The sequence below is a fragment of the Microbacterium sp. GW823-FHT02G05 genome, from assembly GCF_058797175.1.
This window is the reverse complement of the sequence record NZ_JBXAJK010000001.1, coordinates 843,829-859,621: the sequence shown is the minus strand read 5'-3', so window position 1 is coordinate 859,621 and position 15,793 is coordinate 843,829. Positions and strand designations below refer to the sequence as shown.

Annotated in this window: 15 protein-coding genes; 11 read left to right on the top strand and 4 right to left on the bottom strand. The window is 68.3% G+C overall.

The genetic code is table 11. The features are described 5' to 3' along the window. The first annotated feature begins 6 nt into the window (after positions 1 to 6). From AC1REM_RS04050 to AC1REM_RS04005, 10 genes are all read left to right on the top strand, one after another. Complete coding sequence (locus AC1REM_RS04050; protein WP_492513442.1) at positions 7 to 1,071, top strand: ABC transporter substrate-binding protein; 1,065 nt, start codon at positions 7 to 9, stop codon at positions 1,069 to 1,071. Next, positions 1,068 to 1,901 (top strand): ABC transporter ATP-binding protein, encoded by an 834-nt coding sequence (locus tag AC1REM_RS04045; protein ID WP_492513441.1) that lies wholly within the window; start codon positions 1,068 to 1,070, stop codon positions 1,899 to 1,901. The genes AC1REM_RS04050 and AC1REM_RS04045 overlap by 4 nt, the downstream gene beginning before the upstream one ends. Further along, entirely contained in the window at positions 1,891 to 2,796 is a 906-nt protein-coding gene (locus tag AC1REM_RS04040; RefSeq protein WP_492513440.1) for an ABC transporter permease, read from the top strand. Before AC1REM_RS04045 ends, AC1REM_RS04040 begins: the two co-directional genes overlap by 11 nt. After that, positions 2,793 to 3,677, top strand: a complete 885-nt coding sequence (gene cobA, locus AC1REM_RS04035) for a uroporphyrinogen-III C-methyltransferase (protein ID WP_492513439.1) — start codon at positions 2,793 to 2,795, stop codon at positions 3,675 to 3,677. The genes AC1REM_RS04040 and cobA overlap by 4 nt, the downstream gene beginning before the upstream one ends. Further along, positions 3,674 to 5,074: an FAD-dependent oxidoreductase gene (locus tag AC1REM_RS04030; RefSeq protein ID WP_492513438.1), complete on the top strand. Its 1,401-nt coding sequence runs from the start codon at positions 3,674 to 3,676 to the stop codon at positions 5,072 to 5,074. The genes cobA and AC1REM_RS04030 overlap by 4 nt, the downstream gene beginning before the upstream one ends. Next, complete coding sequence (gene fdxA / locus AC1REM_RS04025; RefSeq protein WP_492513437.1) at positions 5,071 to 5,394, top strand: ferredoxin; 324 nt, start codon at positions 5,071 to 5,073, stop codon at positions 5,392 to 5,394. The genes AC1REM_RS04030 and fdxA overlap by 4 nt, the downstream gene beginning before the upstream one ends. Beyond that, on the top strand, positions 5,391 to 6,317 hold the full coding sequence (locus AC1REM_RS04020) for an NAD(P)/FAD-dependent oxidoreductase (protein ID WP_492513436.1): 927 nt from the start codon (positions 5,391 to 5,393) through the stop codon (positions 6,315 to 6,317). The genes fdxA and AC1REM_RS04020 overlap by 4 nt, the downstream gene beginning before the upstream one ends. Before the next feature lie 114 nt (positions 6,318 to 6,431). Next, positions 6,432 to 7,511, top strand: a complete 1,080-nt coding sequence (locus AC1REM_RS04015) for a hypothetical protein (RefSeq protein WP_492513435.1) — start codon at positions 6,432 to 6,434, stop codon at positions 7,509 to 7,511. Positions 7,512 to 7,607: 96 nt separating this feature from the next. After that, positions 7,608 to 8,291, top strand: a complete 684-nt coding sequence (deoC, locus tag AC1REM_RS04010) for a deoxyribose-phosphate aldolase (protein ID WP_492513434.1) — start codon at positions 7,608 to 7,610, stop codon at positions 8,289 to 8,291. Positions 8,292 to 8,480: 189 nt separating this feature from the next. Further along, positions 8,481 to 9,419: a helix-turn-helix domain-containing protein gene (locus AC1REM_RS04005; protein ID WP_492513433.1), complete on the top strand. Its 939-nt coding sequence runs from the start codon at positions 8,481 to 8,483 to the stop codon at positions 9,417 to 9,419. 18 nt (positions 9,420 to 9,437) lie between these two features. Here the strand turns inward: AC1REM_RS04005 and AC1REM_RS04000 are convergent, their stop codons facing one another. From AC1REM_RS04000 to AC1REM_RS03985, 4 genes are all read right to left on the bottom strand, one after another. Next, a complete protein-coding gene (locus tag AC1REM_RS04000) occupies positions 9,438 to 10,640 on the bottom strand; it encodes an MFS transporter (protein ID WP_492513432.1) in 1,203 nt (400 codons plus the stop codon). Positions 10,641 to 10,724: 84 nt separating this feature from the next. After that, the gene (locus AC1REM_RS03995; RefSeq protein ID WP_492513431.1) at positions 10,725 to 11,468 is read right to left on the bottom strand and encodes a GntR family transcriptional regulator; all 744 of its coding nucleotides are present in this window, start codon (positions 11,466 to 11,468) and stop codon (positions 10,725 to 10,727) included. A 28-nt stretch (positions 11,469 to 11,496) separates the two neighbouring features. Further along, positions 11,497 to 13,020 carry a sulfatase family protein gene (locus tag AC1REM_RS03990; protein WP_492513430.1) on the bottom strand — a complete coding sequence of 508 codons (1,524 nt, stop codon included), beginning with the start codon at positions 13,018 to 13,020 and terminating at the stop codon, positions 11,497 to 11,499. Positions 13,021 to 13,022: 2 nt separating this feature from the next. Continuing rightward, a complete protein-coding gene (locus AC1REM_RS03985; protein ID WP_492513429.1) occupies positions 13,023 to 14,333 on the bottom strand; it encodes an MFS transporter in 1,311 nt (436 codons plus the stop codon). A 141-nt stretch (positions 14,334 to 14,474) separates the two neighbouring features. Between AC1REM_RS03985 and AC1REM_RS03980 the strand changes: the two genes are divergently transcribed. Continuing rightward, positions 14,475 to 15,767 carry a thymidine phosphorylase gene (locus AC1REM_RS03980; protein WP_492513428.1) on the top strand — a complete coding sequence of 431 codons (1,293 nt, stop codon included), beginning with the start codon at positions 14,475 to 14,477 and terminating at the stop codon, positions 15,765 to 15,767. The last annotated feature ends 26 nt before the right edge of the window (positions 15,768 to 15,793 follow it).

Below are 15,793 nucleotides of genomic sequence, written 5' to 3'. Positions count from 1 at the left end.
GCGACTATGAACACCCCCACCCGCATCACCACCACCGCTGTCACGCTCGGACTGGCCATGGCGATGCTCGCGGGGTGCGCGTCGACCTCTGCGGATGCGGCGCCCACCGCCGTCTCTGAGTTGCGCCTGGGCTACTTCGCGAACGTCACCCATGCGCCCGCGCTGGTCGGCGTCGAGGAAGGGCTGTTCGATGAGGCTCTCGGAGACGTGACCGTGCAGGAGCAGGTCTTCAACGCGGGTCCTGCGGTCATCGAGGCGCTCTCGGCGGGGGCCATCGATGCGGCATACATCGGACCGAATCCGGCGATCAATACCTTCATCCAGTCCGGCGGCGCATCCGCCCGCGTCATCGCGGGTGCGACGTCCGGCGGCGCGGCGCTCGTGGTGCGCGACGGCATCGACAGCCCCGCGGACCTCGCGGGCACCACGCTCGCCAGCCCTCAGCTCGGCAACACCCAGGATGTCGCGCTGCGCAGCTGGCTGAAGGATGAGGGCTTCGAGACGACGACCTCCGGTGGAGGCGATGTGCAGGTCACTCCGACCGAGAACGCGCAGACGCTGACCCTCTTCCAGCAGGGGAAGCTCGACGGCGCCTGGCTCCCCGAGCCGTGGGTGTCTCGTCTCGTGATCGAGGGCGGTGCGCATGTCCTCGTCGATGAGCGCGAACTGTGGCCCGACGGCGCCTTCCCCACGACGGTGCTCCTGGTTCGTGCCGAGTTCGCGGCGCAGCATCCGGATGTCGTCGAAGACCTGCTCGAGGCCCATCTGGCCGCGCTCGCCTGGATCGACGAGAACCCCGACGCCCTTCCGGCGACGATCAACGCCGCGCTCGACGCCGCGACCGGCAAACCGCTCGCCGACGATGTGCTCGCCCGGGCGCTGGAGAACGTCACCTTCTCTCCGGACCCGCACGCCGAGGCATTCGCCGCACTCGTCGAGAACGGCGTCGCCGCGGGAACCCAGAAGAACGGCTCTATCGAGGGTCTCTTCGATCTGCGGGCACTCAACGGTCTGCTCACCGCGGCCGGTGCCGACGAGGTCGACGATGCGGGGCTGGGAGCCAAGAAATGACAGGCGTCGAGACGACGGATGCTCCGCGGACCGCCGTCCCGATCGCGCCGAGCTTCGACGGCATCGCCCTCCCGGCGACGCCGTCGGAGCCGGTCGATCCCTCGGTGCGCATCTCCCACGTCTCCAAGCGCTACGGGACGGGACCCGTCGTGCTCGACGACATCTCTCTCGATATAGCGCCGGGTGAGTTCGTCTGCCTGCTGGGGGCTTCAGGCTGCGGCAAGTCGACCCTGCTGAACCTCATCGCGGGGCTCGAGCGCCCGAGTGCCGGCGAGATCACCACTCCCGATGGCGGTGCAGCGGTCATGTTCCAGGAGTCTGCGCTCATGCCCTGGCTGAGCGCACGCGGCAACATCGAGCTCGCGCTGCGTCTGCGTGGCGTGGCGCGGGCTGAGCGTCGCGAGGAGGCGCTGCGGCTGCTGGCGACGGTGAACCTCTCGGATGCGGCTGAGAAGCGTCCGCACGAGCTCTCCGGCGGCATGCGCCAGCGCGTCGCGCTCGCCCGCGCCCTCGCGCAGGAGCGCGCCGTGCTGCTGATGGACGAGCCCTTCGCAGCGCTCGACGCCATCACCCGCGACCTGCTGCACGAAGAGCTCGAACGGGTCTGGCGAGCGACCGGACGCACGATCGTGTTCGTCACGCACAACGTGCGCGAGGCGGCTCGACTCGGGCAGCGCGTCATCCTGCTCTCCAGCCGCCCAGGCCGGATCGCGGGCGAGTGGCGGGTCGCATCGACCTCAGGCCGACGCATCGAGTCCCCCGAGGTCGCGGCGCTCGCCACCGAGATCACCGCTGAACTGCGCAAGGAGATCCGCCGCAATGCCCAGTGACACGACACTCACCGTCACCCGCGAGGCACCGGCCGACGACCTGCGCGATCTCGAACAGGGGCTCGATCGCCTGCAGTCCGAGCAGCGCGTGGCGACGCCGCGCACCCGCGACATCCTCTCGAAGGCGCTGCCGCCGATCGTGCTGCTGCTCGTGCTGATCGCCGCGTGGCAGGCCTACGTTGTGATCGCTCAGCCCCGACCGGACATCATCCCTGGCCCGGCGCAGGTGATCGGCGCGTTCGGCGAGGCCTGGTCGAGCGGGCGTCTGCAGGAGGCTGTGCTCACGAGCCTCGAACGCGGCGTGCTCGGCTTCGCGATCGCCGTCGTGGTGGGAACACCCATCGGGCTGCTGCTCGCCGAGTGGAAGTTCCTCCGCCGTGCGGCCGGTCCACTGATCTCGGGTCTGCAGGTGCTGCCGTCGGTCGCCTGGGTTCCGGCCGCGATCATCTGGTTCGGCCTGTCGGATGCCACGGTGTACTTCGTGATCCTGATGGGCGCGATCCCCTCGATCGTGAACGGGCTCCTCGCCGGCATCGACCAGGTCCCGCCGCAGCTGCACCGCGTCGGGACGGTGCTCGGCGCGAGCCGTTGGCAGGCGGCGACGAGGATCGTCCTGCCCGCGGCACTGCCCGGCTACCTCGCCGGCATCAAGCAGGGCTGGGCGTTCTCCTGGCGATCGCTGATGGCTGCCGAGATCATCACGATCGGCGGATCCATCGGCTTCGGCCTCGGCACGATGCTGCAGCAGTCGCGCGAACTGGCCGACCTCTCGGGCGTCCTCTCGACGATCATCCTGATCCTCGCGATCGGCATCCTCATCGAACTGGTCTTCTTCGGCCCGCTGGAACGGCGGATGCTGCGCCGTCGCGGACTTCTCTCGGAGGCATCCTCATGATCGGAACACTCACTCTGGTGGGGGCAGGTCCCGGCGACGCCGGCCTGCTCACCCTGCGCGCGCTGCGGGCGATCGAGGCTGCGGACGTCATCGTCGCCGACCGTCTCGGCGCACGTGCCGTACTGGAAGAGCTTGCGGCCGACGGCGTCGCCATCCGCGCCGAGGTGATCGACGTCGGCAAGAACCCCGGGCATCACCCCGTATCGCAGACTGAGATCAACGCGCTGCTCGTACGCCTCACGCGTGAGGGCAAGAACGTCGTACGCCTCAAGGGAGGCGACCCCTTCATCCTCGGCCGCGGGCGCGAAGAGCAGCTGTACGCCGAGGCCGAGGGGATCTCCTCCATCGTCGTCTCGGGTGTCACGAGCGCGATTTCGGTGCCTGCGCTGGCCGGCATTCCGCTCACGCATCGCGGGGTCGCGACGGCCTTCACCGTCGCGAGCGCGCATGATCCGCTTGAGCAGGTTCCGGGCGGTTCCGACCACACGCTCGTGCTCCTCATGGGCGTCAACACGCTGCCGCAGGTCTCCGCAACGCTCGCCCGTGGCACCCGCGGCGGGCACTGCCCCGTCGCGATCATCGAGGACGGCTTCGGCAGCGGCGAGCGCGTGACCATCGGATCACTGTCGGACATCGCCGCCCGCGCGGCCGAGCGCGAGGTGCGCAACCCTGCCGTCATCGTGATCGGCGATGTGGTGCGCCTCAGTCCGTTTGCGACTGATGTCCTCTTCGACGATGCGACTCCCGAGCCCGCGCATGCCCCGCTGTCGGCTCGCAGCCGTCTCGCCGACGCCTTCGACGCCGGCCTCGCCGTCGACACCGGCGTGCTCGTGACCGTCCCCGTTTCTCGCACGACCCACCGAAAGGCTCCGCTCTCGTGACCGTTTCTGCCCCTGCCACCCTGCGCGTCGCGATCGTCGGCGCCGGCCCCGCCGGAATCTACGCGGGTGACATCCTGAACACCACCGTCACGAGTGCGGGCGGCCGCGTCGAGATCGACCTGATCGAGTCGCTTCCCGCCCCCTACGGTCTGATCCGCTACGGTGTCGCCCCTGATCACCCGCGCATCAAGGGCATCGTCAACTCGCTGCACGAGATGCTCGACCGTCCCTCTGCCGATCCGTCTGCCGGGCGTCGGGTCATCCGCTTCCTCGGCAACATCGAGGTCGGTCGTGATGTCTCGCTCGACGAGCTACGCAGCCGCTACCACGCCGTGATCCTCGCAACGGGTGCCGTGCGCGACGCGCAGCTCGACATCCCCGGCGTGCAGCTCGACGGCTCGTACGGCGCCGCCGACTTCGTGTCGTGGTTCGACGGACACCCGGATGTGCCGCGCACCTGGCCGCTGGAGGCGCAGTCCGTCGCTGTGATCGGCAATGGCAACGTCGCGCTCGACGTCGCCCGCATCCTCGCGAAGCACGGCGAAGACCTGCGCTCGACCGAGGTTCCCGACAACGTGCTCGCTGGCCTGGAGGCATCCGCCGTCACCGATGTGCACGTCTTCGGTCGCCGTGGCCCGGCCGACATCAAGTTCACGCCCATCGAGCTGCGCGAGCTGGGCGAGGTGCGCGATGTCGACATCGTGCTGCATGACGAGGACTTCGAGGGTGTCGACATCACGGCCGCCGAGACCAACCAGCTGAAGGTGATGCTGCGCACCCTCAACGCATGGCGGGCCGAGCAGGGCGAGCGCACCGAGGCCGCGTCGCGCCGTCTGCACCTGCACTTCTGGCACGCACCGTCCGAGATCCTCGGCGATGAGAGCGTCGAGGCGATCCGCTTCGAGCGCACCACCTCGGGCGCAGACGGCCGTCCCGTGAGCACGGGCGAGTTCCGCGACTACCCCGTGCAGGCCGTGTACCGCGCCGTCGGGTACTTCGGCTCGCGCGTCGTGGATGCGCCCTTCGACGAGGCGCGCGGTGTCGTGCCGAATGCGGGCGGGCGCGTCGACGGCGAGCCGGGACTCTACGCGACCGGATGGATCAAGCGTGGCCCGGTCGGCCTCATCGGCCACACGAAGTCCGACGCCCTCGAGACGATCACCCACCTGGTCGCCGATGCAGAGGCCGGCCTGCTCGCCGAGCCCACCGAGGCATCCGATCTTCTGGAGCTGCTGGCGGAGCACCCGGTCACCACGTGGGACGGCTGGCTGCAGCTGGACGCCCACGAACGCGCCCTGGGCGAGACGCACGTGTACGCCCGCGAGCGCGTCAAGGTCGTTCCCCGCGACGAGCAGGTCGAGATCTCCGAGGCATCCGCGGGGGCCGTCGTCCGATGACCTACGTGATCGCATTGCCCTGCGTCGATGTGAAGGACAGGGCCTGTATCGACGAGTGCCCGGTGGACTGCATCTACGAGGGCGAGCGTTCGCTCTACATCCACCCGGATGAGTGCGTCGACTGCGGCGCCTGCGAGCCGGTGTGCCCTGTCGAGGCGATCTACTACGAAGACGACCTGCCGGAAGAATGGGCTGACTACTACAAGGCGAACGTCGAGTTCTTCGATGAGATCGGCTCCCCCGGCGGCGCCGCGAAGACCGGCGTCCTGGACTTCGACCACCCTGTCATCGTCGCGCTCCCCCCGCAGGGGCACGAATGAGCGAGCCATACGACGTTCTCGTGATCGGCGGTGGCCCGGCGGGGCTGTCCGCCGCCCTCAACCTGGGGCGCTCGCTCGTCGACGTGCTCGTGGTGGATGCGGATCGCCCGCGCAATGCGGCGACCGTGTTCTCGCACGGGTTCCTCACTCGTGACGGAGTCCCCCCGAGCGAGCTGCGCAAGCTCGCCCGGGAGGAGGTGGCGGCCTACTCGACCGTCGAGGTGCGCACGCGGCAGCGCGTGTTCTCGCTGCGTCGTGACGACCGTGACGTCTTCGTCGCGGAGATCGGTCGCAGCCAGGCGACGGAGACCGTGCAGGCCAGGGCCGTCCTCCTGGCGACGGGGCTGCGCGAGACCCTGCCACCCGTGCCGGATCTGCTCGGCTTCTACGGCGTGACCCTGTTCAGCTGCGCGGCCTGTGACGGATGGGAGCTGCGCGGCCAGCCGCTCGCGCTGTTCGGTCAGAGCGAGGACCTCGCCGACCGCGCCCGCCTGATCGCCCGGTGGAGCGACGATCTCACGGTCTTCACACACGGTGCCGAGGTGATCGACGCGGTCGCCGAAGCCGAACTCGCGACGCTCGGGGTGACGGTGGAACGCGAACTCGTCGCAGATCTCGTCGGTGAGAAGGGGCGTCTGGAGAGCGTCCGTCTCGTCGACGGGCGCGTGATCGCCGCATCCGGCGGATTCATCCGTCCGCACTGGACGCTGGATCTGTCGTTCCTCTTCGGCATCGATCCGGAGCGTGACGTCGAAGGACACCTCATCACCGACGGTTCGGGGCGAACCAGCATCCCCGGCCTGTACGCCGCTGGGGATGCCACCGCCCCCGGACCGCAGCAGCTCATCGTCGCCGCCGGCACCGGCGCCCGCGCTGCCGCTGTCATGGTGCACGACACGATCGGCGTCACAACCACGCACTGACTCTCGCGCACGTCTGCCGGGCGGATGCACGGATGCAGGGTGATTCACGCGCGTGTGCCCTACATCTGTGCAATCGCCCGACAGATGCGCACCCCGGAGCTCTAGGGTCGAGGCATGAGACATGGGCGGATGCTGCGCGGAACCGCCGTCGCCGGCGCAGCGCTGCTGCTGGCGGGATGCACCGCGCAGCCGGATCCGGGCGACTGGACACTCGAACCGATCATGATGCTCTTCCCGAATGGCGAGTCGACGGACTTCGTGTTCGGGATGCACGAGCTTGCCGACGATGGTCGCGGCGGCTTCTGGGCGGTGTCCGGTATCACCTGGATGAACATTGACATCGAGGGAGACACGCGCGACTTCTTCAACGCGGAACCCGAAACCCTGCTCGGAACCGTCGATCACATCGCCGCGTACAGATCAGACACGCTCGTCGTGGCCTTCGGTGGCGCGGGGATCGCGCACGATGCGTCCAACGCTGGCGCCGCGTCCGGAATCAGGCCACCGTCGCTCGGCGTGCTCGATACGACGACGCGGCAGATCCGCACGATCCCCACGCCGTTCATGCAGGATCCGCACGTGCTCTTCGCCCGGGTGCTCGACCTGGCCGTGCACGACGAGACCGCGTTCCTCGCCCTGCAGCAGGTCGCCGCGACGCCCGGCAGCGAACCCACGCTCGACATCTTCAAGGTTCCGCTCGACGGCACTCCCGCCGCCGTCCTTCACAGCGAGCCCTTCGTGCCGGACCTTCCTCAGGAGGTTCTCGACGCTCCCGTCGTGTCTATCACCACGGGAGCGGACGGGACGATCTTCGTCGCGACTCTCTCCGAACAGTTCGCCCTCGACGCGGCCGGCGCCGAATTGTGGCGCGATTCCCAGACCGTCAAGCGGCCGATCGTCGCCGCCGGCCCCGACGGCTCGACCCTGTGGTGGGGCGGCAGCGCGCAGGCGTCATCCGAGTCCTTCGTGCTCGTCGGTGGATCAGCCGATGCGCGCAGGACGATCGAGGGTCACACGGACTGCGCCGACTCCTTCCGCAAGGACGCCCTCACGCTGCGAACGGCAGAAGCCACGCATCCGCTGCCTTTCCTTTGCGGCGCGAACGCCGCCAACTGGGTGGACGATGCCTGGATCGTCGCGATCGGCGGCGAGGGTGACGGGGTTCTCGTGCGGGTCACGCCACCCCAGAAGTAGGCGTCTCACATCCTTCGTCGAGCAATCCGTGAAACCATAGAGGTTGCTCGTGTCGATGGTGACGCCCACTTTCTCACTTGAAGGAGACGCATCGCCATGAGCGATCTTTCCCCCGCGCAGCTCGCGCAGTACATTGACCACACCGTGCTGAAGACGGATGCGAGTCCCGCAGACATCGCTGCGGCGATCGCCGAGGCGCGAGAACTCGGCACCTACGCCGTGTGCTTCTCACCGAACATGCTGCCTGTCGACGCGCAGCGCGGCGATCTCAATCTTGCCGCCGTCGTGGGTTTCCCCTCGGGCAAGCACCTCTCGTCGATCAAGGCCGCCGAAGCTGCCGCAGCTGTGGCGGCGGGCGCGAACGAGATCGACATGGTCATCGACATCGGCGCGCTCATCGCCGGTGACATCGCGTCTGTCGAGAACGACATCCGCGCCGTGCGCGACGCGATTCCCGGCGCGCTCCTCAAGGTCATCATCGAGTCGGCCGCACTGAACGACGAACAGATCGAGCAGGCGTGCCGCGCCTCGATGGCCGCCGACGCCGACTACGTGAAGACCTCGACGGGCTTCCACCCCGCCGGCGGCGCCTCAGCCCACGCGGTGCGACTCATGCGCTCTGTCGTCGGCGACGCGCTCGGCGTGAAGGCATCCGGCGGCATCCGCACCTGGGATCAGGCGATCGAGATGATCGAGGCCGGAGCATCCCGTCTCGGTGTCTCCGGCACGCGCAGCGTGCTGGGTCGTGAGCTCGTCGGCGCACAGAGCTCCAGCTACTGACCGCGCACCGTGGCACGGGTGGCGGGCGAAATCACGGATGGCGGACGAAAGCGCGGCTGATCCACCGCGCGTGCGTCTGTCTTCCCGCCATGCGTTCCCGGCGTGACAGATCCGCCTCGACATGTGAGCACTTCCGACGCAGAGCCGAGCGCGCGGAATAGCACGGCCGCGCCGGGCGTTCCCGATCCTATGGCCGTAGACGCAGATGCTCTCTCCCAGGTGCTCAGCGCCGTCGACCTGCGCATCGGCACCGCGCGTCGGGAGAGTCTCACGGCGGGCGATCTCCTGCCGCTCGCCCGCGCTGGCGCCACGCTCATCTACGTCGCCGAAGGATCCCTCGGCACGCACCAGCGACTTGGTCTCGCCTGCCGCCTGAACTCCGCGGGTGCGGCTTTCGAACCCACGGGCGCGGATGCGGTGCGCCTGTCGGCAGGTGACGCCTTCCTCTCCTTCGGACGGAGCGAGGTCGCGTTGGAGGCCGTCGACACGGCGAAGATCGTCATCGTCGACCTGGAACTCTCCGATGCAGCGGTGCGCCTGACCCACGACATCCCGTCCACGCTGGCGGTGTACGGCTTCGACGCCGCCGATCCTGCGGCTGCGGCGCTGGCCGCTCACATGGGCATCGACGATCCGGCGATCTGCCAGAAGCGCACCGGCGACCTGCTCGTGTGCCGCATGATGGCGACGACCGTGCTGTTGGCTGTGATCCGCGCCTGGGCGATGAGTGACCAGGCAGCCGCGTGGCCATCACGCCAGGGCGATCCCTTCCTCGACCGCGTCATCGCCGCGATCCACGACGAACCCGGTCGCGAATGGACGGTTGCACGACTGGCGAGCGTCGGCGCCATGTCGAGATCGACGTTCGCCGAACGCTTCCGCTCCGCGATCGGCCGCTCGCCTGCGGAGTATGTGACCGAAGTGCGCATCGATGCGGCCAAGCGGATGCTGCACGCGGGTCGATCGGTATCCGCCACCTCTCGCGACCTGGGCTACGGCTCCGATGAGGGCTTCCGTCGTGCCTTCCGCCGGCGCACGGGAATGAGCCCGTCCGCGTGGCGGACGACGGCCGATGAGCTGTTACCCATGCGGCGCGACGGGCAGGTCCCCGTGGGCCTGCCCGTCTGACGCCCGACTCCTGACCGCCTAGGCCGCAGCCCGCCGCGAAGCGCGGTTCGCACGACCGAACAGGATCGCCCCCGCCACCAACAGCCCCGCGCCCAGCGCATAGACGAGCTCGACGCCCACAGCATCCACGAGCAGTCCGCCGAGACCCGCGGCGATCATGATCGCCGCCTGGAATCCGACAACGACAAGGCTGCCGCCCGCTTCCAGCCGATCCGGCATCCGATGCCCGACCCAGGCGTTCACGACGATCAGCCAGGACGAGAACAGCGCGCCCCAGATCACCATCACGACCCCGACTCCCCCGATGGACGCAGGAAGCGTGACCATCGCCGCAACGGACGCGGCGGTCACGAGCGGCACGACCACGGCGAGCAGGCTGAACGCGCGATCGATCACCAGGCCGAAGACGATGTTGCCGACGAGCCCGCCGACGCCGAACAGCGCGAGCAGGATCACGAGGGTTCCTGGATCGACGTCCGGGATGCGCTCCAGCGCGAGCCGCACGTAGGTGTAGGCGAGGAAGTGCCCGAGCACGACGAGCGAGTGACCGGCAAGACCAAGCCCGATCCCCGGACGACGCAGCGTGTCGACGAGCACGCGGATGCTCGAGGCCGCCGCAGCGGGAACGCTCGGCAGCAGAGCGCGCAGCGCGATCGCGAGCAACGCTGTGGCGACACCGACGATCACGAAGACGGTGCGCCAGTCCGTGAGCTCACTGAGCATGACACCGAGAGGCACCCCGGCGACGGTGGCGAGCGAGGTGCCCGCCGTTGTGAACATGACCGCTCGTCCGAGCCGCTCCGGGCTGGACAGGCGCGCGGCGACCGTGATCGACATCGACCAGAACGTCGCGATCGCCGCCCCCAGCAGCAGACGCGAGGCCAGGATGATCACGAGGTTCGGCGCGATCGCCACCACGAGGTTCGACACGGCCGCAGCGATCGCCATCCAGACCAGCAGGGATCGACGATCCACCCGCGGGAAGACCAGGCCGACGGTAGGTGCGACCAGCAGACCGATGAGCGCCGTCACCGTGACCGTCTGACCCGCCTGCCCAGGAGTCACCCCGAGCGTCGTCGCCATCTCGATCAGCATTCCGTTCGGCAGGAACTCCGCCGTGACCAACAGGAAGCTCAGCAGCATCATGACGATGAGACCGCCGTAGCGCAGCGGCTGCGCGCGCAACTCGACCGGGATGGGAAGGGAAGCCGTGGATGTCATGCTTCTACGCTCGCAGCGTGCTGAGGCATCCGCAGGACCGGTCGTCCGGCGAATCCGACCGATCGTCCAGACACGCGATACCTACTACTCCGGGAGCGTGCGCACGAGGATCTGCCCGAGACCGTCGCTGCGGTAGATCAGGTCGCTGCACACCACGATCGTGCCGTCTTCGGCGACACTGCGCTGCTGACCGACCAGGACAGGTGATCCGCTCTCGACCTGAAGCGCGTCGGCCCACGTCGGCTCGGCGGCTTTCGCCAGCAGAAGTGCCTCCTGCTTCACCACGCGCTCACCCCACTGCCGCAGGAAGGTCTGCAGGTCCTTCTCCAGGTGGTCGAGGTCATAGGGATCGATCTCCACTCCCGCCACGACCTGCGGCAGGTAGTCGTAGATCAGCACCGCGGGCACCCCGTCGATGTGCATGCATCGTGAGACGCGCCACAACGGGACGTCGAAACCCTGTTCGGCACGAACCCACGACGGAATGGGCTCTGCCACGACGGCGAAGTCGTGCAGAGTGACCTCACGGCCGGCGGCGCTGATGCGCGCCGGCAGGGAGCCGACCGTGTTCGAGTCGATGAAGAAGTTGTTGTACTTGGCGGCGCTCGTGGCGGCAGAGCTCTCCGCGACGAACGTTCCCGCGCCCCACTTGCGCACGATGACGCCTTCGTGCCAGAGCCGCGAGAGAGCCTCCCGCACGGTGACGCGGCTCACGCCGAGCTGCGTCGCCAGCTCCTTCTCCGCAGGAAGCTTGTCGCCCACACTCGCCGTGGCCACGATCGTCCTCAGCCGCTCGATCGCGAACTGGGAGCGGGAGAGGGAGACCATGGTGCTCATTATGGCGGGCTTCGACGGCCTACCAGGAGCCGAGCTGGAAGGCGCCACGAGGACTCGTCGGGTAGGCGTCGCGCGCGGTGAGCTCGGCGAGCGTGGCGAGAAGCTCGGTGCGCACCGCAGCGAACGCCGGATCCGCCGCGCGATTGCGCTGCTCATCCGGATCGTCGCGCAGGTCGAAGAGCTGCTCACCCCCGCCGTCCAGGTGACGTGTGAAGCGATAGCGTTCCGTGCGCACAGTCCGCGCCCAGCTGCGCGGCGTCGCCGAGAAGTGGCTGTTGTTGGACTGCACCAGGATCGCCTCCCGGCGCACCTCGGGAGCACCGTCGACGGCGGACGGGAGCATGGACTGTCCATGCATCATCGACACCGTGGGCGGGTTGGGGTTGCCCAGCTCCCACACCGGCAGCGCGGGCGGCGTGATTCCCGCCCAGTCGTAGACGGTCGCGGCGATATCCGTGTGCTCCACGAGTTCGTCGCGCACGCCAGGTGCGACACCCGGCGCCGTGACGATCATCGGGATGCGGATGCACGGGTCGTAGTGGCGCTCCCATTTTCCGAGCAGGCCCTGGTCGTGCAGCATCTCGCCGTGATCGGACGTGAAGATGAAGAGGGTGTTGTCGGCGCGTCCGGTCTCGCGAAGCACGTCGAGGATCAGGCCGAGCTCGTGATCGAGGTGCACCAGGTCGGCGAAGTAGAGCTGGCGTTCGCGCCGCCAGTCCACGACGTCGTAGGTCGCGTCCGCGTAGCGTTCCTGCTGGTAGTAGGGGATCGGATCCTCCTGCCACGCAGCGGGAGTGGGCGCGGGGATCGCTGGGACGGACACCGAGGAGACGTACTCGGCCGGCGGCGTGAACGGATTGTGGGGCTGCACGTAGCTGATGTGGGCGAACACATCACCTGTGCTCTCGCGCAGGTAGTCCCGGGCGCGGTCGGTGATCCACGCGGTCTGGGAGACCTCTGCGGGGAACGGCAGCTCGTAGGCGTTGGTCGTCGATTCCGGGAAGCGCTCCTGTGCGGCGAGAATCTGATCGCGCAGGTTCTCACCGTCGGGCCCATAGTCGAGCAGGTCGGGGGCCATCGTCATCCACACCGTCGACAGCACCGCTTCGTAGTGCTCGGGATGCTTCTCCTTGGCCCAGTCCACCCAGGCACCGGCACGCGCGTCTTCGGTGTTGAAGACCACGTCGTAGCCGTATTGCTCGTAGTCCGGCGACAGGGTCTCGAGTTGGGTGATGTAGTGCAGCTTTCCGAAGGCGCCAGTGCGCCACCCCCGGGACTGCAGCGCCTGCATGAAGGTCGGCACCTCGGGGTCGAGGTCGTAGCCGCATTCGCCGACGCCGTGCGCGGCAGAGGTCATGCCGGTGGCGATGCTCGCACGCGACGGGCTGCACACGGGGTTGCCGCTGAAGGCGTTCTGGAAAGTGACTCCCGCAGCCTGCAGCGCATCGAAGTTGGGCAGGTCCACGATGCCGTCCCGCGCCTTCTCGAGCCACTTGGCGGCGAGCTGGTCGACCATGAACAGAATGATGGTCCGGTCGTTCATGCTCAACGCTCGGCCTCCTTGCCAATCAGACGGGGTGCGGCCAGCGAGCAGCCGATGAGCAGCAGCGCCAGTACGACGATGTATAGCGAGATGGCCAGCGTCGAGCCGGTTGCCTCCGTGAGAGTCGCGGCGAGCAACGGCGTCACTCCTCCGCCGATGACGGCAGCGACCTGGAAGCCGACCGAGATGCCGGTGTAGCGCACCCGCGGCGGGAACAGCGTGAAGAAGAGCGCGGCCTGCGAACCGTATCCGATGCCGGTGAGCAGACCCACGACAGCCATCGCCGCGAAGATGAGCCCGACGTTGCCGGTGGACCCGGCGCCGAACATGATGAACGGCGCGGGGATGAGCAGCGATCCGCCGATGACGTAGGCGCGCAGTCGACCGATCTTGTCAGAGAGCAGTCCGCCGCCGAGAGTGGCGAGGAAGTAGGTGAAGGCAGCGACGAGGTTGGCCGCAGTCGCGACGGGCTGCGGAACCTGCACGGTGTTGGTGAGGTACGAGATGAAGTACACGCCCTGCGTGAAGCCGAACGCCGCGATCGCGATGTACATGCCGATGGCGAGCAGCACCATGCGCCAGTGCTTGCGGATCGTCTCGGCGAAGGGCGCGTGCGACACGTTCGACTTCTTCGCGAGACGCGTGAACTCCGGCGACTCCTCGATCGTCGCGCGAACGATCAGTCCGACGATGACGAGCACGAGGCTGAAGAGCAGCGGGATGCGCCAGCCCCAGGCATCCATCTGCTCGGGCGTGAGCACGGTGACCAGCAGGGTGACCATTCCGGTGGCGAGCATGATGCCCATGCCGCTGCCGGTCTGCACCAGCGCACCGAAGAAGCCGCGCTTCTTCTCGGGGGTGCTCTCGAGCATCAGGGTGATGGCTCCGCCCCACTCGCCGCCGATGCCGAGCCCCTGCACGAAGCGCAGCACGATGAGCAGAACGGGTGCGACCCATCCCGCGGTCTCGTAGGTGGGCAGCACGCCCATGAGCGCAGTCGCACCGCCCATGATCAGCAGGCTGGTGACGAGTACCGGTTTGCGGCCGAAGCGGTCACCGAAGTGTCCGAAGATGATGCCGCCGAGCGGGCGGGAGAGGAACCCGACGCCGAATGTGGCGAGCGCCAGGAACGTGGCGATCGCGGGCTCCTGGTTCGTGAAGAAGATGCGCCCGAAGACCAGGGCGGTCAGTGTGCCGTACACGGTGAAGTCGTAGAACTCGATCGTGTTGCCGATGACGGTCGCTGCCGCCGTCTTTCGGCGGGCGGCGGCGGACACCGGCGCGGCCGCAGCGGCTGTGGGCGTGGTGGTCATGGACTGTCTCCTTTGACGATTCCCGTGTGGGCTCCAAATAGGTATAGTCCTCTTACATCGTTGCTGTCAATCCTTCCCGGCGAGGAAGCACCGTCGGCGTCGACGCGCATTCTCTCCGCACCAGTGAACTCGGAGCCCCCTATGAGCAGCCCCCACGAAGCCGTCGAACTGATCCGCCGCAAGCGTGACGGCGATGCTCTGTCCACAGAGCAGATCCAGTGGCTCATCACGGCGTACGCGGCGGACGAGGTTCCCGACGAGCAGATGGCCGCCTTCGCCATGGCCGTCTACTTCCGCGGAATGTCGCGCGACGAGACCCGCGACCTGGCACTCGCGATCGCACACTCCGGCATTCGCCTCGATCTCGCAGACCTCGGACGCCCGACGGTCGACAAGCACTCGACCGGGGGCGTCGGCGACAAGATCACCCTCCCCCTCATGCCGCTGGTCGCCAGCTTCGGCGCGGCGGTGCCGCAGCTCTCGGGGCGCGGCCTCGGCCACACCGGCGGCACACTCGACAAGCTCGAGAGCATCCCCGGGTGGCGAGCGGACGTGACGACAGAGGAGTTCCTGCACCAGCTGCGCACCGTCGGCGGCGGCGTGTTCGCCGCGACCGCAGATCTCGCTCCCGCTGACCGCAAGCTCTACGCACTGCGCGATGTCACCTCGACGGTGGACTCCTTGCCGCTCATGGCCGCGTCGATCATGTCGAAGAAGATCGCCGAGGGCACGGATGCGCTCGTGCTTGACGTGAAGCACGGCACCGGCGCGCTGATGCGCGACCTTGATGACGCCCGCCGTCTCGCCCAGACGATGGTGGAGATCGGCAACGACGCGGGCGTGCGCACGACCGCGCTGCTGACCCGCATGGACGCGCCGCTCGGACGCACCATCGGAAACGCCAACGAGGTGCGAGAGTCCCTCGAAGTGCTCGCCGGAGGCGGACCCGCAGACGTCGTCGAACTCACACTCGCCCTCGCCACCGAGATGCTCACGCTCGCCGGCTTCCCCGACGCCGACGTGTCGGAAGCGCTCCGCGACGGGCGCGCGATGGACACCTGGCGTCGCGCCGTCATCGCACAGGGCGGAGATCCGGATGCACCGCTGCCCGTGGCATCCGAGAACCACACCGTCACGGCAGAGACCGACGGCGTCGTGGAATCCGAGGATGCCCTCGCCTTCGGGATCGCCGCGTGGCGACTCGGCGCGGGGCGCAGCCGCAAGGAAGACCCCGTGATGCACGCGGCGGGCATCGACCTGCACGTGAAGCCCGGCGAGCAGGTGCGTGCGGGCCAGCCGCTGTACACCGTCATGACCGACGACGCGTCGCGCATCCCCCGTGCTCTCGAACTGCTCACCGGGGCCATCACGTTCGCGGCGCCCGGCACGACGGTCGATGTCGCTCCCCTCATCACCGAGCGCGTCACGAGCTGATCCTCCGCTCCGTGCGCTGATCGCGT

Excerpts from the sequence above, each read along its gene's own strand:
- AC1REM_RS03995 (WP_492513431.1), bottom strand. The coding sequence starts at position 11,468 with ATGGTCTCCCTCTCCCGCTCCCAGTTCGCGATCGAGCGGCTGAGGACG.
- AC1REM_RS04000 (WP_492513432.1), bottom strand. The coding sequence starts at position 10,640 with ATGACATCCACGGCTTCCCTTCCCATCCCGGTCGAGTTGCGCGCGCAG.
- AC1REM_RS04020 (WP_492513436.1), top strand. The coding sequence starts at position 5,391 with ATGAGCGAGCCATACGACGTTCTCGTGATCGGCGGTGGCCCGGCGGGG.
- cobA (WP_492513439.1), top strand. The coding sequence starts at position 2,793 with ATGATCGGAACACTCACTCTGGTGGGGGCAGGTCCCGGCGACGCCGGC.
- AC1REM_RS04040 (WP_492513440.1), top strand. The coding sequence starts at position 1,891 with ATGCCCAGTGACACGACACTCACCGTCACCCGCGAGGCACCGGCCGAC.
- AC1REM_RS04015 (WP_492513435.1), top strand. The coding sequence starts at position 6,432 with ATGAGACATGGGCGGATGCTGCGCGGAACCGCCGTCGCCGGCGCAGCG.
- AC1REM_RS03985 (WP_492513429.1), bottom strand. The coding sequence starts at position 14,333 with ATGACCACCACGCCCACAGCCGCTGCGGCCGCGCCGGTGTCCGCCGCC.
- AC1REM_RS04050 (WP_492513442.1), top strand. The coding sequence starts at position 7 with ATGAACACCCCCACCCGCATCACCACCACCGCTGTCACGCTCGGACTG.
- AC1REM_RS04005 (WP_492513433.1), top strand. The coding sequence starts at position 8,481 with ATGGCCGTAGACGCAGATGCTCTCTCCCAGGTGCTCAGCGCCGTCGAC.
- AC1REM_RS03980 (WP_492513428.1), top strand. The coding sequence starts at position 14,475 with ATGAGCAGCCCCCACGAAGCCGTCGAACTGATCCGCCGCAAGCGTGAC.
- AC1REM_RS03990 (WP_492513430.1), bottom strand. The coding sequence starts at position 13,020 with ATGAACGACCGGACCATCATTCTGTTCATGGTCGACCAGCTCGCCGCC.
- deoC (WP_492513434.1), top strand. The coding sequence starts at position 7,608 with ATGAGCGATCTTTCCCCCGCGCAGCTCGCGCAGTACATTGACCACACC.
- fdxA (WP_492513437.1), top strand. The coding sequence starts at position 5,071 with ATGACCTACGTGATCGCATTGCCCTGCGTCGATGTGAAGGACAGGGCC.
- AC1REM_RS04045 (WP_492513441.1), top strand. The coding sequence starts at position 1,068 with ATGACAGGCGTCGAGACGACGGATGCTCCGCGGACCGCCGTCCCGATC.